At 58.4% G+C, this 16972-nt stretch carries 15 protein-coding genes and 2 tRNA genes; 10 read left to right on the forward strand and 7 right to left on the reverse strand.

Annotated elements, in window-relative coordinates:
• Positions 1 to 65 precede the first annotated feature (65 nt).
• The 5 genes from murI to hemA are packed head-to-tail and all read right to left on the reverse strand — an operon-like array spanning position 66 to position 4795.
• A complete protein-coding gene (gene murI / locus RHM68_RS20910) occupies positions 66 to 857 on the reverse strand; it encodes a glutamate racemase (protein ID WP_322218708.1) in 792 nt (263 codons plus the stop codon).
• Positions 850 to 1605, reverse strand: a complete 756-nt coding sequence (locus RHM68_RS20915) for a molybdopterin-synthase adenylyltransferase MoeB (RefSeq protein WP_322218711.1) — start codon at positions 1603 to 1605, stop codon at positions 850 to 852. Before RHM68_RS20915 ends, murI begins: the two co-directional genes overlap by 8 nt.
• Positions 1599 to 2429 (reverse strand): peptide chain release factor N(5)-glutamine methyltransferase, encoded by an 831-nt coding sequence (prmC, locus tag RHM68_RS20920; RefSeq protein WP_322218714.1) that lies wholly within the window; start codon positions 2427 to 2429, stop codon positions 1599 to 1601. The genes RHM68_RS20915 and prmC overlap by 7 nt, the downstream gene beginning before the upstream one ends.
• Positions 2430 to 3512, reverse strand: a complete 1083-nt coding sequence (gene prfA / locus RHM68_RS20925; protein ID WP_322218716.1) for a peptide chain release factor 1 — start codon at positions 3510 to 3512, stop codon at positions 2430 to 2432. It lies immediately after the preceding gene.
• A complete protein-coding gene (hemA, locus tag RHM68_RS20930; RefSeq protein WP_322218718.1) occupies positions 3509 to 4795 on the reverse strand; it encodes a glutamyl-tRNA reductase in 1287 nt (428 codons plus the stop codon). The genes prfA and hemA overlap by 4 nt, the downstream gene beginning before the upstream one ends.
• 181 nt (positions 4796 to 4976) lie before the next feature.
• Between hemA and RHM68_RS20935 the strand changes: the two genes are divergently transcribed.
• From RHM68_RS20935 to ychF, 8 genes are all read left to right on the forward strand, one after another.
• Positions 4977 to 6701 carry a tetratricopeptide repeat protein gene (locus RHM68_RS20935; RefSeq protein WP_322218722.1) on the forward strand — a complete coding sequence of 575 codons (1725 nt, stop codon included), beginning with the start codon at positions 4977 to 4979 and terminating at the stop codon, positions 6699 to 6701.
• A 4-nt stretch (positions 6702 to 6705) separates the two neighbouring features.
• Positions 6706 to 7323 (forward strand): lipoprotein insertase outer membrane protein LolB, encoded by a 618-nt coding sequence (gene lolB, locus RHM68_RS20940; protein WP_322218723.1) that lies wholly within the window; start codon positions 6706 to 6708, stop codon positions 7321 to 7323.
• A gap of 2 nt (positions 7324 to 7325) precedes the next feature.
• Positions 7326 to 8177, forward strand: coding sequence for a 4-(cytidine 5'-diphospho)-2-C-methyl-D-erythritol kinase (ispE, locus tag RHM68_RS20945; protein ID WP_322223895.1), 852 nt, complete (start codon positions 7326 to 7328; stop codon positions 8175 to 8177).
• Positions 8178 to 8214: 37 nt separating this feature from the next.
• Positions 8215 to 8289: transfer RNA gene (locus tag RHM68_RS20950), tRNA-Gln, on the forward strand.
• A gap of 46 nt (positions 8290 to 8335) precedes the next feature.
• Positions 8336 to 9277 (forward strand): ribose-phosphate pyrophosphokinase, encoded by a 942-nt coding sequence (locus RHM68_RS20955; RefSeq protein WP_003439794.1) that lies wholly within the window; start codon positions 8336 to 8338, stop codon positions 9275 to 9277.
• A 141-nt stretch (positions 9278 to 9418) separates the two neighbouring features.
• Positions 9419 to 10018, forward strand: coding sequence for a 50S ribosomal protein L25/general stress protein Ctc (locus RHM68_RS20960; RefSeq protein ID WP_322218724.1), 600 nt, complete (start codon positions 9419 to 9421; stop codon positions 10016 to 10018).
• 170 nt (positions 10019 to 10188) lie between these two features.
• Complete coding sequence (gene pth / locus RHM68_RS20965; RefSeq protein ID WP_150747831.1) at positions 10189 to 10773, forward strand: aminoacyl-tRNA hydrolase; 585 nt, start codon at positions 10189 to 10191, stop codon at positions 10771 to 10773.
• Positions 10774 to 10795: 22 nt separating this feature from the next.
• Positions 10796 to 11896, forward strand: a complete 1101-nt coding sequence (ychF, locus tag RHM68_RS20970; RefSeq protein WP_322218726.1) for a redox-regulated ATPase YchF — start codon at positions 10796 to 10798, stop codon at positions 11894 to 11896.
• Positions 11897 to 11979: 83 nt separating this feature from the next.
• Here the strand turns inward: ychF and RHM68_RS20975 are convergent, their stop codons facing one another.
• Positions 11980 to 13197 carry an MFS transporter gene (locus RHM68_RS20975; RefSeq protein ID WP_322218728.1) on the reverse strand — a complete coding sequence of 406 codons (1218 nt, stop codon included), beginning with the start codon at positions 13195 to 13197 and terminating at the stop codon, positions 11980 to 11982.
• An 846-nt stretch (positions 13198 to 14043) separates the two neighbouring features.
• Between RHM68_RS20975 and RHM68_RS20980 the strand changes: the two genes are divergently transcribed.
• Both RHM68_RS20980 and RHM68_RS20985 read left to right on the forward strand, forming a co-directional pair.
• The gene (locus tag RHM68_RS20980) at positions 14044 to 15579 is read left to right on the forward strand and encodes a methyl-accepting chemotaxis protein (protein WP_416195252.1); all 1536 of its coding nucleotides are present in this window, start codon (positions 14044 to 14046) and stop codon (positions 15577 to 15579) included.
• Between the two features lie 115 nt (positions 15580 to 15694).
• A tRNA-Met gene (locus RHM68_RS20985) sits at positions 15695 to 15771 on the forward strand.
• A gap of 87 nt (positions 15772 to 15858) precedes the next feature.
• On the opposite strand, the gene RHM68_RS20990 is transcribed toward RHM68_RS20985, so the two are convergent.
• Complete coding sequence (locus RHM68_RS20990; protein WP_322218733.1) at positions 15859 to 16959, reverse strand: DUF2817 domain-containing protein; 1101 nt, start codon at positions 16957 to 16959, stop codon at positions 15859 to 15861.
• Positions 16960 to 16972: the final 13 nt, after the last annotated feature.

Below are 16972 nucleotides of genomic sequence, written 5' to 3' on the forward strand. Positions count from 1 at the left end.
ACCAGCTATAGAAGTCGACGATTAATCAGAAGTTCAGCCCATTTGAGCCTTATTTCACAATTTTTTTACCTGTCGAAACTTCGTACCAGGCCCTGTGAATTCCACAGTACAGGCAGGACACTTCTGAAATGATCCGGGTCGGCGCTCGTCCAGAACTGGGCAGCCCGAGCTGGCCCCTCGGCAAGCAATTCACGGTCGGCCAACAACCGCTGAAGTTGCCGGGCCACGGCGGCGCCGGTGTCGATCAGGCTGATGTCTGCCGGGATCATCTGTTTGAGCATGGGCTTGAGAAAGGGGTAATGCGTACAACCAAGAATGATCGTGTCGCACCCGGTGGCCAGCAGCGGATCGACATAACTCTTGAGCAGTTGATGCAGGGTCGGACTGTGCAGGTCGCCACCTTCAATCAGCTCCACCAGACCGGGACACGGCTGGGTGATGACTCGCACATCAGTGGCAAAACGGTCCAGCAAGGCCGCAAACTTGGCACTCTGCAAGGTGCCAGTGGTGGCGAGTACACCGACCACGCCGCTGCGAGTAGCGGCGGCGGCCGGTTTGACTGCCGGCTCCATGCCCACGATCGGCCAAAAGGGATAATCGCGGCGTAAATTAGCCACGCCAGCCACCGTGGCGGTGTTGCAGGCCAGCACTAACGCTTTAGCGCCTTCGCGCTGAAAAAACTCGGCGATCACGCTGCAACGATGCTGGATGAATTCCGGGGTTTTCTCGCCATAGGGAATATTCCCGCAATCGGCGACATACAAAAGAGACTCGTGGGGCAGTAGACGCTGGATTTCGGCCAACACCGACAACCCGCCGACACCGGAATCGAACACGCCAATCGGCGCCTCACGCATGGCGTGACCCACAGACGCTGCAACCCGGATCACGCTTGACCCGCAACTCACGAAAGCGTGTACCCAAGGCATCGATCAACAACAGACGACCGACCAGCGGCTCGCCAAACCCGGCCAACAACTTCAAGGCTTCGAGGGCTTGCAGACTGCCCACCAGACCCACCAGCGGACCGAGCACACCCGCCTCGCTGCACGTCAGTTCGGCTTCGCTGCCGTGCCCGTATAAACAGTGATAACAAGGGCTGTGCGCAAGGCGAGGGTCAAACACCGACAGTTGCCCTTCCAGCCGAATCGCCGCGCCGCTGACCAAGGGTTTGCAAGCGGCCACACACGCGGCGTTGACCGCTTCGCGGGTGGCGAAATTGTCGGAGCAGTCCAGCACCAGGTCCACCGCCATTACAGCGGCGGCCAGCGAGTCTTCATCGAGCGCCGTGCGATGGGCGACCAATTGAATCTCGGGGTTGATCGCGCCAAGACGGCGGATCGCCGAATCGACCTTGCTTACGCCTACGCTGTCGGTGTCATGAATGATCTGGCGTTGCAGGTTGGTCACGTCGACAGTGTCGAAGTCCGCCAGGTGCAGCTCACCGACACCCGCGGCGGCGAGGTAAAGCGCGACCGGAGAGCCAAGACCGCCCAGGCCCACGATCAGTACACGGCTGCCCTTGAGCCGTAATTGACCGTCGATGTCTACGTGTTGCAACAGAATTTGCCGGCTATAGCGCAACAATTCCTGATCATTCAGCACGGCAGGCGCCCCAGGCTGATGCGTTCGTGGCCACCGAGGTCGGTGCGGCTGTGGACCTCGTTAAAACCGTGGATCAGCAGCAAATCGCGCACGGCCTCGGCTTGATCGTAACCGTGCTCGAGCATCAGCCAGCCGCCGGCCTCGAGGTAGTCCGGTGCCTGGGCAACGATCAACCGCAAGTCGTCGAGCCCGTCGATGCCAGCCACCAAGGCACTGGCCGGCTCGAAACGCACGTCGCCTTCGACCAGGTGCGGGTCGGCTGAGGCAATGTAGGGCGGGTTGCTAATGATCAGCTGAAAACGCTGACCTTGCAGCGCGCTGAACCAATGACTGCTCAACACCGTGGCGTTATTCAAATGCAGGCGCTGGCGATTTCGCTCCGCCAGCGCCACGGCTTCGAGCACTCGGTCCACGGCAGTGACATTCCAGGCTGCACGTTCGCTGGCGAGTGCCAAGGCAATCGCACCGCTGCCAGTGCCAAGGTCGAGGACCTTGGCCGGTGTGGCGGGCAACAATTGCAGCGCGGTTTCGACCAACAACTCGGTGTCGGGACGCGGGATCAACGTGTGCGGCGCCACTTCCAGGTCGAGTTTCCAGAACCCTTGCTGACCGAGGATGTAAGCCACTGGCTCACCGCCACGGCGCCGCAGCAGGTAGCCGGCAAACGCCAGCGCGGCCTCGCTCGGCACAATGCGCTCGGGCCAGGTGTGCAAAAAACTGCGGGGCTTGCCCAGGGCCGCGGCCAGCAGCAGTTCAGCGTCCAGACGCGCACTCGGCGAGTCAGGTAGCTCGGCAGCCCTTAACAAACTGGCAATGATTGTCATTTACTCACCTATCGCTGCCAATTGATCGGCCTGGAACTCGGCCAGTAACGGTTCAATCACTGCATCGACGCCACCGGCAAGGATTTCGTCGAGTGAATACAGCGTCAGGTTGACCCGGTGGTCGGTGACCCGGCCTTGGGCGAAGTTGTAGGTGCGGATGCGCTCGGAACGATCCCCCGAGCCCACCAGCAACTTACGCTCGCTGGCAATAGCATTCGCCGCGGCGCTGGTTTGCTGATCGTTGAGCTTGGCCGACAGCCATGACATCGCCCGGGCTCGGTTCTTATGCTGAGAACGCTCTTCCTGACACTCGACCACGATGCCGGATGGCAAGTGCGTAATGCGGATCGCCGAGTCGGTCTTGTTGACGTGCTGACCACCGGCACCGGAAGATTTGTAGGTGTCGACGCGCAAATCCGAAGGATTGATCTCGATCGCTTCCTGCTCGTCCGGCTCGGGCAATACCGCCACGGTACACGCCGACGTGTGGATGCGGCCTTGCGATTCAGTGGCCGGGACTCGTTGTACGCGGTGCGCACCGGATTCGAATTTCAGCTTGCCGTAGACGCTGTCACCCTCGACCCGGGCGATAACTTCTTTATAGCCACCATGTTCACCGATGTTTTCCGAGAGAATCTCTACCCGCCAGCCACGCCGCTCGGCGTAACGCGAGTACATGCGGAACAGGTCACCGGAGAAAATTGCCGCCTCATCTCCGCCGGTGCCCGCACGAATTTCGAGGAACACGTTGCGTCCGTCGTTCGGGTCTCTGGGCAGCAGCATGCGTTGCAAGCGGGCTTCGATGTCGATCAGTTGCTCTTTGGCTTCGCGGACTTCTTCCACGGCCATTTCACGCATGTCCGGGTCGCTGTCCTTGAGCAGCGCCTGGGCGCCTTCAAGATCGCCCTGCACTTTAAGCAGCTGTTTATAGGTTTCAACAATGGGCTCGACTTCCGCGTACTCCTTGGAGTAAGTGCGGAATTTGTTCTGGTCGGAAATGACTTCGCCATCACCAAGCAGGGCGGTCAATTCCTCGAAACGGTCCTGGAGGATGTCCAGCTTATTGAGCAGTGACGCTTTCATTGCGGTTTTTTATCCGAGCTATCCGACGAGCCCTCACCGAGGGCAAAGAGTTCCTGGGCCATGGCCAGCGCATCGAGGCGGCCTTCGGCAGTGAGCTTTTTCAATTGCACACTTGGGGCGTGCAGCAATTTATTAGTCAACCCGCGCGCCAATTGCACCAGCACGTCTTCAGCGCTGCTGCCGTTGGCCAGCATGCGCTGAGCTTTATGCAATTCTTCGTCACGCATGCGCTCGCTTTGCTGACGATAAGCCTTGAGCACATCCACAGCCGCCAGCTCGCGCAGGCGAACCATAAAATCGTCGGCACCGATCGAGACCATCTCTTCCGCCGCCTGGGCAGCGCCCTGTCGACTCTTGAGATTTTCAGCGACCACTTCGTGCAAATCGTCGACGCTGTAAAGATAAACGTCGTCCAACTCGCCGACTTCCGGCTCGATATCCCGAGGAACGGCGATATCGACCATGAAAATCGGTTTGTGCTTACGCAGCTTCAGCGCACTTTCCACCGCGCCTTTGCCGAGGATCGGCAACTGACTGGCCGTGGAGCTGATGACGATGTCACTGCGCACCAGTTCAGCCGGGATGTCCGACAGCAACACCGCGTGGGCACCGAACTGTTCGGCCAGGATGCTCGCACGCTCCAGTGTGCGGTTAGCGACCACAATACGCTTCACACCCAGCTCGTGCAGATGACGCGCGACCAGGGTGATGGTCTCACCGGCACCAATCAGCAGCGCCTGGCTGCGTTGCAAATCGCTGAAAATTTGTTTCGCCAGGCTGACCGCAGCAAAGGCCACCGACACCGGGTTTTCCCCAATGGCGGTGTCCGTGCGCACTTGCTTGGCGGCATTGAACGTCGCCTGGAACAGCCGCCCGAGCAACGGACCGATGGTGCCGGCCTCGCGAGCCACGGCGTAGGCCGACTTCATCTGGCCGAGAATTTGCGGTTCGCCGAGCACCAACGAGTCGAGTCCGGACGCCACCCGCATCATGTGACGAACTGCCGCATCATCTTCGTGTACATAAGCACACGAACGCAGCTCTTCGAGGCTTAAATGATGGTAATCAGCCAGCCACCGCAACACGACGTCAGATGAAAGCTGATCCTGTTCTATATACAGCTCACTGCGATTGCAGGTTGAGAGGATCGCGGCTTCGCGGCTGTCAGTGAGGCGACAGAGCTGTTGCAAGGCCTCCACCAGCTGCTCAGGGGTGAAGGCCACGCGCTCGCGGACGTCTACGGAAGCAGTCTTGTGGTTAATACCGAGTGCAAGAAAGGCCATTCAAGGTCGCTGATGGTGACGTGAAGCCGGCAATTGTCCTACTTCGCCACAGACAGAACAACTACTGCTGACTATTGTCCCAATTACCAGCCCCTATCAGGCATCCACTGAGACTCGGTTATGTTTGGCCGAAAGCTTGTGTCATGATGATCCGACCGCAGGTTAGTCGTCCTTCTCCTATATGAATAGATCTTCCGCGTTGCTCCTTGCTTTTGTCTTCCTCAGCGGCTGCCAAGCCATGGCACCCGTTTCGCCGGACGGTACGCCGCCGGTTGAAGGCAGCACTCCCGCCCCTGAAAAGCCCAAGGTTTACAGCTCATTCAGTGAAGAAACCATCTTCAGCCTGTTGAGTGCCGAACTGGCTGGCCAGCGCAATCGTTTCGACATTGCCCTGGACAACTACGTGACCCAGGCCATCAACACTCAGGATCCGGGCATCTCCGAGCGGGCATTCCGTATCGCCGAGTACCTGGGCGCCGATCAGGCAGCCCTGGACACCGCGCTGATCTGGGCAAAAAATGCACCGGACGACCTCGAAGCGCAACGGGCTGCCGCCGTGCAGTTGGCTCGCGCCGGTCGCTATGACGACTCCATGGTCTATATGGAAAAAGTGTTGCAGGGCAAAGGTGACACACACTTTGACTTTCTTGCCTTGTCTGCCGCTGATACCGACCAGGACACCCGCAACGGTTTGATGAAAAGCTTTGACCGCCTGTTGCAACGCCACCCGAAAAACAGCCAGCTGATTTTCGGTAAGGCCTTGCTGATGCAGCAAGACGGCGATGGCAAAGGCGCACTGACGCTGCTGGAAGACAATCCGCCGGACGATGGCGAAATTGCACCGATTTTGTTGCGCGCGCGCCTGCTGCAAGCGCTCAACCGAGGCGGCGAAGCGCTGCCGCTGCTGCAAAAAAACATCAAGAAATACCCGGACGACAAACGCCTGCGCCTGACTTACGCCCGCTTGCTGGTCGAGCAGGACCGTATGGACGATGCCAAGGTCGAGTTTTCCAGCCTGGTGCAGCAATACCCCGAAGACGACGAACTGCGCTACTCCCTGGCACTTGTCTGCCTGGAAGCCAAGGCCTGGGACGAGGCCAAGGGTTACCTGGAAGACCTTATCGCACGCGAAAGCCACGTCGACTCCGCGCACCTGAACCTGGGCCGCATTGCCGAAGAGCGCAACGACCCACAAGGCGCGCTGATCGAATACGCCCAAGTCGGCCCCGGCAATGACTACCTGCCTGCGCAATTGCGCCAGGCCGACATCCTGATGAACAACGGCAAAACCGCTGAAGCCCAAACCAAGCTGGCAGCAGAGCGCGACACGCAACCGGATTATGCGATCCAGCTGTACCTGATCGAATCCGAGACTTTGTCCGCCAACAAACAGGACGACAAGGCGTGGAAAGTCTTGCAACACGCCTTGCAGCAATACCCGGACGATCTGAATCTGCTTTACACGCGGGCCATGCTGGCCGAAAAACGTAATGACCTGGCGCAGATGGAGAAAGACCTGCGACTGATCATCAAGCGCGACCCGGACAATGCGATGGCACTGAACGCCCTTGGCTACACCTTGTCTGACCGGACGACGCGTTACGCCGAAGCGAAGGCCCTGATCGAACACGCGCACCAGCTCAACCCGGAAGACCCAGCGGTACTCGACAGCCTCGGCTGGGTGAATTTCCGCCTGGGCAACCTTGATGAAGCCGAACGCTATCTGCGCCTGGCCCTGGAGCGTTTCCCCGACCAGGAAGTCGCCGCTCACCTGGGCGAAGTCCTGTGGAGCAACGGCAAGCAACGCGAAGCCAAGCAAGTCTGGGGCAAGTTCCTCAAGAACCAGCCCGACAGCCCTACCCTGCGCAGCACCATCAAGCGCCTGACCGGATCAGAGACTCTTTAAGATTATGTTTTTGCGCCACGTTATCGTTTTCAGCTTTATCGCCCTGCTCGCCGGTTGCGCGGGCTTCGGCGCCCGCGAGTCGGTCGAGGGTCACGGCGACCCCGCCCAATGGCGCGTACACAAACAGCAAATGACCAGCCTCGACGGCTGGCAGATCAACGGCAAGATCGGGATTCGCGCGCCGAAAGACTCGGGCAGCGGCACTTTGTTCTGGCTGCAACGACAGGATTACTACGACATTCGCCTCTCCGGCCCTCTCGGTCGCGGCGCAGCACGCCTGACGGGGCGCCCCGGCAAGGTCTCGCTGGAAGTTGCCAATCAGGGTCGCTACGAGGCGCCCACCCCGGAAGCCCTGCTCGAAGAACAGCTCGGCTGGAAGCTGCCAGTGTCCAACCTCGCCTGGTGGGTTCGCGGGCTACCGGCACCGGACAGCAAAAGCCGCCTAAGCCTCGACGCTGACAGCCGACTGGCCAGCCTGGAACAAGATGGATGGCAGGTCGAATACTTGAGCTATGCCGAGCAAAACGGTTACTGGCTGCCCGAGCGAATCAAACTGCATGGAACTGACCTTGACGTCACGCTGGTGATCAAGGAATGGCAACCACGCAAACTGGGGCAGTGAACATGACTGCTCCGCGCTTGACGCTGCCCTCACCTGCCAAACTTAATTTGATGCTGCACATTCTCGGGCGCCGTGAAGACGGTTATCACGAGTTGCAGACTATTTTTCAGTTTCTCGATTACGGCGATGACATCACCTTCGCCGTGCGCGATGACGGTGTCATTCGCTTGCATACCGAATTCGAGGGCGTCCCCCACGACAGCAACCTGATCGTCAAAGCCGCAAAAAGACTTCAGGAGCAATCGGGTTGTTCGCTGGGCATCGATATCTGGATCGAAAAAATCCTGCCCATGGGCGGTGGAATTGGTGGCGGCAGCTCAAACGCCGCCACCACATTGCTCGGCCTCAATCATCTCTGGCAATTGGGATGGGATGAAGACCAACTGGCCGTGCTGGGCCTGACGCTGGGCGCCGACGTCCCGGTTTTCGTGCGTGGGCATGCAGCTTTTGCGGAAGGTGTGGGCGAAAAACTCACCCCTGTAGACCCCGAAGAACCTTGGTATCTGGTACTCGTGCCGCAAGTATCTGTAAGTACAGCAGAAATTTTTTCAGATCCGTTGTTGACACGTAACTCTTCTCCCATTAAAGTGCGCCCCGTTCCCAAGGGAAACAGTCGAAATGACTGCTTACCGGTGGTAGCAAGGCGTTACCCAGATGTACGTAACGCATTGGATTTGTTAGGTAAATTTACCGAAGCAAAACTCACCGGAACTGGAAGTTGTGTGTTTGGGGGCTTCCCAAGCAAAGCTGAAGCTGATAAAGTCTCGGCCCTTCTTACAGAGACCCTTACAGGGTTTGTAGCAAAGGGAAGTAACATTTCGATGTTGCATCGCAAGCTGCAAAGTCTGCTCTAAAAGGAATCGAGTACTGGGTACTCGTTGCAACAAATACAGGGGCGTCGCCAAGCGGTAAGGCAGCAGGTTTTGATCCTGCCATGCGTTGGTTCGAATCCAGCCGCCCCTGCCATTTTCTAATACTCATCCAGGTTACCCTCAGCCTTCAGGTACTGCGCGTGTCCAAGATGATGGTCTTTACGGGGAACGCTAACCCCGATCTGGCTCGGCGTGTTGTACGTCAGCTGCATATCCCTCTCGGTGACATCTCTGTCGGTAAGTTTTCCGACGGCGAAATTACAGCCGAGATCAATGAAAATGTCCGCGGTAAAGACGTTTTCATTATTCAGCCGACTTGCGCTCCGACCAACGATAACCTGATGGAACTGGTAGTGATGGCTGATGCCTTCCGCCGCTCCTCAGCTACTCGTATCACTGCTGTTATTCCTTACTTTGGTTATGCCCGTCAGGATCGCCGTCCGCGTTCCGCACGTGTGGCTATCAGCGCGAAAGTCGTTGCTGACATGCTTACCGTAGTCGGCATCGATCGTGTTCTCACGGTTGATCTGCATGCTGACCAAATTCAGGGTTTCTTCGATATTCCGGTAGATAACATCTACGGCTCCCCAGTATTGGTGGATGACATTGAAGATCAGCGCTTCGAAAACCTGATGATCGTGTCCCCGGACATTGGTGGCGTCGTGCGTGCACGTGCTGTTGCCAAGTCCCTGGGCGTAGATCTCGGGATCATCGACAAACGCCGTGAGAAAGCCAATCACTCTGAAGTGATGCATATCATTGGTGATGTCGAAGGGCGTACCTGCATTCTGGTTGACGACATGGTCGATACCGCCGGCACTCTGTGCCACGCGGCCAAGGCCCTGAAAGAGCATGGCGCTTCCAAGGTTTTCGCTTACTGCACGCACCCTGTGCTGTCCGGTCGAGCGATCGAAAACATCGAAAATTCCATGCTGGACGAACTGGTGGTAACTAACACCATCCCGTTGTCCGCTGCTGCTCAAGCCTGCACACGTATCCGTCAATTGGATATCGCGCCGGTAGTTGCTGAAGCGGTTCGCCGCATCAGCAATGAAGAATCGATCAGCGCGATGTTCCGCTAAGGGCCCTGCCCTTCTCGAACCTCTCGTTGTCGAAAAGCGCCCCGCCCCGGCATTCCTGTCGGGGCGGGGCTTTTTTGCCCATATCGCCTTTAGCGCTGGTCGCAACCGCTGGGGCGAATGTGGTTATTTTGGAGATACAACATGAACGATTTTACCCTGAATGCTGAAGTGCGTTCCGACCTGGGGAAAGGTGCGAGCCGCCGCCTGCGTCGTCTCGCAAGCCTGGTTCCAGCTGTAGTTTACGGTGGCGAGAAAGCCCCTGAATCCATCAGCATGCAAGCTAAAGAAGTTGCCAAACTGCTCGAAAACGACGCGGCTTACAGCCACATCATCGAGCTGAATGTTGGCGGCACCAAGCAAAACGTCATCATCAAAGCTCTGCAGCGTCACCCGGCCAAAGGCCACGTGATGCACGCTGACTTCGTACGCGTTGTAGCTGGCCAGAAACTGACCGCTATCGTGCCTGTACACTTCATCGGCGAAGCTGCTCCGATCAAGAAAGGCGGCGAAATCTCGCACGTTACTTCTGAAATCGAAGTGTCCTGCCTGCCGAAAGACCTGCCTGAATTCATCGAAGTTGACCTGGCTAACGCCGAAGTCGGCTCGATCATTCACCTGTCTGACCTCAAAGCCCCTAAAGGCGTTGAGTTTGTTGCTCTGGCTCACGGTAACGACCTGGCTGTTGCCAACGTTCACGCTCCACGTGTTGCTCCAGAAGCTGAAGAAGGCGCTGCAGAGTAAATTACTCTGTAACGCCGGAGTGACCAGGTAACATCGCGAACTGAAACGTAGCGAGAAAGCGGACGGGAACGCGGAGTTTACATAATGGTAAATGAGCACTTGTCGTCCACTTTTGCCGCACGCTTTGATTGCGGCGATGTTATCCAAAACTCCAAGGAAGGGCCCCTATCGTGACTGCCATTAAACTGATCGTTGGCCTGGGAAATCCAGGCGCTGAATACGAACAGACTCGGCATAACGCAGGGGCCCTTTTTGTTGAGCGCATCGCGAACGCCCAGGGTGTTAACCTTGCGGCCGATCGCAAATATTTCGGCCTGACCGGACGCTATTCGCATCAAGGTCAGGATGTTCGTCTGTTGATTCCCACCACCTACATGAACCGTAGCGGCCAAGCCGTAGCGGCACTTGCCGGATTCTTCCGTATTACGCCTGAAGAAATCCTGGTGGCGCATGACGAACTCGACTTGCCTCCGGGCGTTGCCAAACTCAAGCAGGGCGGCGGCCATGGCGGTCACAACGGGTTGCGCGACATCATTGCGCAACTGGGCAATCAGAATACCTTTCACCGCTTGCGGCTTGGCATTGGCCACCCGGGCGTTGCCAGTATGGTTTCAAATTTCGTCCTGGGTCGTGCGCCACGCGCCGAACAGGAAAAACTCGATGCCAGCATCGACTTTGCCCTCGGCGTGCTGCCGGATATCCTCGCCGGTGAATGGAACCGCGCGATGAAAAACCTGCACAGCCAGAAGGCCTGACTCACTCCTCGGGGAAAACACCATGGGATTCAATTGCGGCATCGTCGGCCTGCCTAACGTCGGCAAGTCCACCCTATTCAACGCCCTGACCAAATCCGGGATCGCGGCCGAGAACTTCCCCTTCTGCACCATCGAGCCGAACACCGGTATCGTGCCAATGCCGGATCCACGTCTGGAAGCCCTGGCAGCCATCGTCAATCCAAAGCGCATCCTGCCGACCACAATGGAGTTCGTCGATATCGCAGGCCTGGTTGCCGGCGCCTCGAAAGGCGAGGGCCTGGGTAACAAGTTCCTCGCCAACATCCGCGAAACCGATGCCATCGCCCACGTGGTCCGCTGCTTCGAAGACGAGAACGTAATTCACGTCTCCAACAGCGTCGACCCGAAACGCGACATTGAGATCATCGACCTCGAACTGATCTTCGCTGACCTCGACAGCTGCGAGAAGCAACTGCAGAAAGTTGCCCGCAACGCCAAGGGCGGCGACAAGGATGCCGTGGTCCAGAAAGGGCTGCTGGAGCAACTCATCGCTCACTTCACCCTCGGCAAGCCTGCGCGCACGCTGATGAAGACCATGCATGCCGACGACAAAGCGGTGATTCGTGGCTTCCACCTGCTGACGACCAAGCCGGTCATGTACATCGCCAACGTCGCTGAAGACGGGTTCGAGAACAACCCGCTGCTGGACGTGGTCAAGGCCATTGCCGAAGAGGAAGGCGCAATCGTGGTTCCGGTCTGCAACAAGATCGAAGCCGAAATCGCTGAGCTGGATGATGGCGAAGAGAAAGACATGTTCCTCGAAGCCCTGGGCCTCGAAGAACCGGGCCTGAACCGCGTGATTCGCGCCGGCTACGAGATGCTGCACCTACAGACTTATTTCACCGCCGGCGTTGAAGAAGTTCGCGCCTGGACCGTCCGCGTCGGTGCTACCGGGCCACAAGCCGCTGGCGTGATCCACACCGACTTTGAAAAAGGCTTCATCCGCGCAGAAGTTATCGCCTATGACGACTTCATCCAGTACAAGGGCGAAGCTGGCAGCAAAGAAGCCGGTAAATGGCGTCTGGAAGGCAAGGATTACATCGTGAAAGACGGCGACGTAATGCACTTCCGTTTCAACGTCTAAACACCCGCACAAGAAAAAGCCGCGTTTTATACGCGGCTTTTTTGCACCTGAAATAATCACCCGCCACATTAGACGGCGGGCGCTCAGGCCTTTTTTGTTCTTGGCAGCAAGATCGCTAATACGCCAAACAACGGCAGGAACGAGCACAGAAAGTACACGTACTCAATCCCTCGAACATCCGCCAGGTGCCCCAGCAGTGCCGCACCAATCCCGCCAAAACCGAACATCAAACCAAAGAACACGCCTGCGATCATCCCGACATTCCCCGGCACCAACTCCTGCGCGTACACCACGATGGCCGAGAACGCCGAAGCCAAGATGAAACCGATGACGACGCTGAGAATACTGGTCCAGAAAAGATCGACGTGCGGCAGGATCAGGGTGAATGGCGCTACGCCGAGGATCGAAAACCAGATCACCGCCTTACGCCCAACCTTGTCGCCAATCGGCCCACCGAAAAAGGTCCCCGCCGCCACCGCCCCCAGAAACAGGAACAAGTGCAACTGCGAGCTTGCCACTGACAGATCAAACTTTTCGATCAGGTAGAAAGTGAAGTAGCTGGTGAAACTGGCCATGTAGAAGTATTTCGAGAACACCAGTAGCCCAAGCACCACCAGCGCACTGATCACCCGGCGCTTCGACAGCCCATGCGTCGCCGCCTGACCTTGCTTGAGCTTGAACAGGCTCAAATGATTGGCGTACCAACGGCTGATCCGATAGAGCACGAACAGCGCAAACACCGCGAACAATCCAAACCACGCTACATGGCCTTGGCCGTAAGGGATGATGATTGCCGCCGCGAGCAATGGGCCGAACGCTGAGCCGGCGTTGCCGCCCACCTGGAAGGTCGACTGCGCCAGACCAAACCGCCCGCCCGAGGCCAGCCGCGCCACGCGGGAGGCCTCCGGGTGAAATGTCGACGAGCCAATGCCGATCAGCCCCGCCGCCAGCAAAATCAGAGGAAAGGTGCCGACTTGGGACATCATTAAAATGCCCACCAACGTGCAGACCGTCCCGGCCGGCAACAACCAGGGTTGGGGATGGCGATCCGTGTAATAACCGACCCACGGCTGCAACAGCGAAGCCGTCAGTTGAAAGGTCAGGGTAATCAGGCCGACCTGGGTGAAGGTCAGACCGTAATTGGCCTTGAGCATCGGGTAGATCGACGGCAGGACCGACTGAATCAGATCGTTGATCATATGCGCCAGCGCTACCGCGCCAATAATGCGCATAACCAGCGGACTGCTTTGAGCTGTCGCGGGGACCGGCGTCGCGCCAGCCGGGGCGTTGCTGAGAGCCATAGAAGTTTCCGTACGACAAATGGATGCACACAGGCAGGGCCGTCAATGTGCCACTTTTCAGTGCGAGAGCGCCATCCCCTTAGGCACCTAACGACCTCAATCTCGAGGGTAGTAGCGTAACGCCATGGTCTGAATCTTGCCTTGTAAATCTCCTTCAACGCGGCCTTCTTACAAAGCAGGCCGAGAATGGGAAGTTTCACCACAAAGTCGGCCTACAGAGCTTACAAAGGTGAACTTTCGAGGCCTTTTAAAAGGGCACACGTCGCGGTCACAACGACCCCGACGCACGCCATTGGTGCGTGGTGTCCACGGGAGTCATGAGGCATGCAGGCATTTTTATCACCGGGGATCGGATTGCTGGGGCGTTTTGGCTTCGCCCGCAAATTTCAGCTGCTGTTTCTGCTGTTTATTCTGCCGCTGGCGGGCAGCCTGTGGATGATAGGTCAAGACTATCGCGACAAACTCAACCTGATTTCCGGCGAGCGTGCCGGCGTTCGACAGTTACTGGCCTTAGATGCGCTCGATAATCTGCTCGCCGCTCAGCGTGACCGTGCCGCGCGCTGGCGCGCCACCGAAACCAATCGCCAACCGACACCGGCGACCCTCGCTGCCATGGCGGCGTTCGACAGTGTTCAGCCCGCGGTCGCCCAAGCCACCTCAGACCTGGGCGCAGCACTGAAAACCGAAGGCGCCGAGGGTGAAACCCTGACCCGTTACCAGGCACTGCAAACGGCCCTCGCCGGCCTCGACTCGAAAAGCCTGAGCAGCGTCGGTTGGTGGCCAGACGGCTACGACCGCTTTACCAACGCGTTGACCGCGCTGCAAGCCTTGCGCGAGCAGATCGCCATGGACAATCGACTGACCCTGGCGCCATGGCTGGAAACCTACCTGTTGACCCAGATCTCAACCCAACACGCACCGGACCTGATCGAACGGGTCGGCCGTCTTGCCGCGGTGGGACAGGCGTCGGTGGTGTCAGGACAATTCACCTTGCAAAGCCGCCTGCAATTGCGCGATTTGCGCGGGCGTATCGGCGATGCGCGCGAGCAACTTGCCAAAACAGCGAGCCTGCTCGAAGCACGCTTGCCCAGTGCCTTGCAAACGTGGGCCGGGCAATACCACGACAGCCTCAAGAACCTCGACGCGGGCCTGAAAGTCCTCGATGACGGCGTATTCGGCGGCAGTATCAATCTCAAGCCGCAAGACTTTGAACGTAGCCTCGACGCTTTGCTCACCGACCTTGCAGCGCTGCGCCAGCAGTCTTTGGTATCGCTGGATCAGCGGCTCGATTACTACCACGGCTCCGCGATCCGTCAGTTAATAGTCGTGGCCACGATCTTTGGTTGCCTGCTGCTGGCTGCCTTGTACTTGTTCGTCTGCTTGCAGGCCTCGATTCGCCGCAGCGCCAGCGGCATCACTGTGCTGGCTGAAGCACTGCGTGATGGCAATCTGAGTTTGCAAGTACCAGTGCAGGGCCGCGACGAACTGGCGGCCATCAGCACCGCCCTTAACGTCGCCGTGGTGCAACTGCGCAACAGCTTGCTGGGGGTCGATCACGAGACCTTGCAACTGAGCAACGCAGTGCGCACGCTTAACGATCACTCCAGCGGCGCCCTCGGCGAAGTCGAGGCTCAGCAAATCCAAATCAGCCAGATCGCCACAGCAGCCACGCAACTGGCCGCCACCTCCCAAGGGGTGGCGCAGAGCTGCGAACAGGCCTCGGGCAGCGCTCAGCACACTCAACGCATTGCAGCCGATAGCAGCCGTGACAGCCAACGCACCACGGCGAGCATTCAACAACTCAATCAGCGCCTCAACGACACGGCCGCCGCGCTGGGCCGGGTCAGTGAGCAAGGACAGCAGATTCAGTTGGTGGTTGACACCATTCGTGGCGTCGCCGAACAAACCAACCTGCTGGCACTCAACGCCGCAATCGAGGCCGCGCGCGCGGGCGAACAAGGTCGCGGCTTTGCCGTGGTCGCGGATGAAGTGCGCAGCCTGTCACAACGCACCCAGTCCTCCACCGCGCAAATCGCCGGCACGGTCGATAGCCTGCGCAATACCGTGAACGAGGCCGTGAGCCTGATGCAGGCCGCCTGCGGCCAGGCGCAGTCCGATGCTGAAGCAGTGACCGGCCTGGGTGAACGACTAGGGGAAATCGCCAGCGCGGTGCAGAGCGTCACCGATACCTTGGCGCAGATCGCCACCGCCGTCGAAGAACAAGCGAGCACGGCCGACGAAGTCAGCAGCAACATCCAGCAAGTCGATCAGGCCGCAGTACGTTTGCTCGAAGGTGCGCGAGCGGTGAACCTGGCAGCGGATACTTTGAGCCAGGGCAGTAAGGCACTGAGTGCCAATACCGGGAGATTTCAGCTCAGTTAAGGAGCGCCCTCCCCCGTATTTGCAGGTCTGGACGATAACCGGTTGAAAGCGTGGAGAAATATTTTAGATTTACGCTTGACGCATTTGGGTTACAGGTGAATAATGCGCGCCACTTGGCTACATAGCTCAGTTGGTTAGAGCATAGCATTCATAATGCTGGGGTCCGGGGTTCAAGTCCCTGTGTAGCCACCAAGTACTAAAAACGGCTTACCGCGAGGTAGGCCGTTTTTTTATGCCTCAAGAAAAGTGCCCCTGTGACGGAGCACTCACGACGCACGCTCAGCTCGCCAACGCTGACAACGCTCGCTCCCAGATTTGCCGGGTACGCAACTCGACCATGGCCCGCCAGTCGGGGTCTGCGGGGTAGAACTGTTCCAGCAGATTGAGTTTGATTTCGCGCCCTACGGCATCAAACGGATCACCGTGAAGGTGCAACCAGTGGTCATCGCGCAGATGACGATGGACCACGGCGCCAGGGTACGTGCCGCACTCGATGACAAACGGCATCAACCTGACCTGCGGCAACGCATTGAGCAGCGCCTGCGAGGTGTAGCCGGTTGCTGTGGCCGCCACGCCGGTTTCACTGGTGGTGTTGGCGCCGGTGTGCAGGGTGTACAGCCACGGACCATAAATGAGCTGCGCATCAGGCAACGCCGGATAAGCCGCTTCGGTGATCGTCAGCAGCATGGGATGACCGTATTCACCTGCACCGGTGTGCAAGTCAAAGCACAGGGCGACATCTGCATGCGACACGTGCTTTTGAATGATCTCGTGCAGGGTGCGATTCGACCAGGCCGGCGCCAGCCCTCCATAGAACAAGCCATCGGGATGACCATGCTGCCCGCCTTCAACAATCGACATCACCGCCGGCCAGCCGTGCTCGCTAATCTGTCGGTCAAGCAATGCGTCGGCGCGATCACGTTCGGGGCCGTGCAACTGGGTGCAGGCATAGAGGTCATGCAACGCTGAGTAGGCCTGGTTGTCCGGCAATGGGCGTTCGAAGTTCAAGTGATTGCGGTTCAAGTCGATGTTGTCTTCATTGACCCGACGTAACCACGCAGTCCCCCACGGGTTGATCAGGTGGATCATGACCACCGCGACACCCGCGGGCAGTGGGCGCTGGGCCAACGCATTCAGCCAAGAAATCTGGCAGCTCGAACCGTAGAAGCCTTCGACCCCATGAGTACCGCTGAGCGCAATCAACAGCCGCTTGGCGCTGGGGTCACCAAGCACCGCGACGTCGGTGCTCAGAGGCTCCCCACATGGACCACTCAGCGGATGCGTGTACTCGGTCAACGTGGCACCGGCAGCGGTGGCCGCGGCCAGGAATTGTTCACGTTGCTCACGGTAACTGAGCTGGGTAGGAAACTCGGTCTGCATAGCAGCCTCTTGT

The sequence above is a fragment of the Pseudomonas sp. DC1.2 genome, from assembly GCF_034351645.1.
GTDB lineage: Bacteria > Pseudomonadota > Gammaproteobacteria > Pseudomonadales > Pseudomonadaceae > Aquipseudomonas.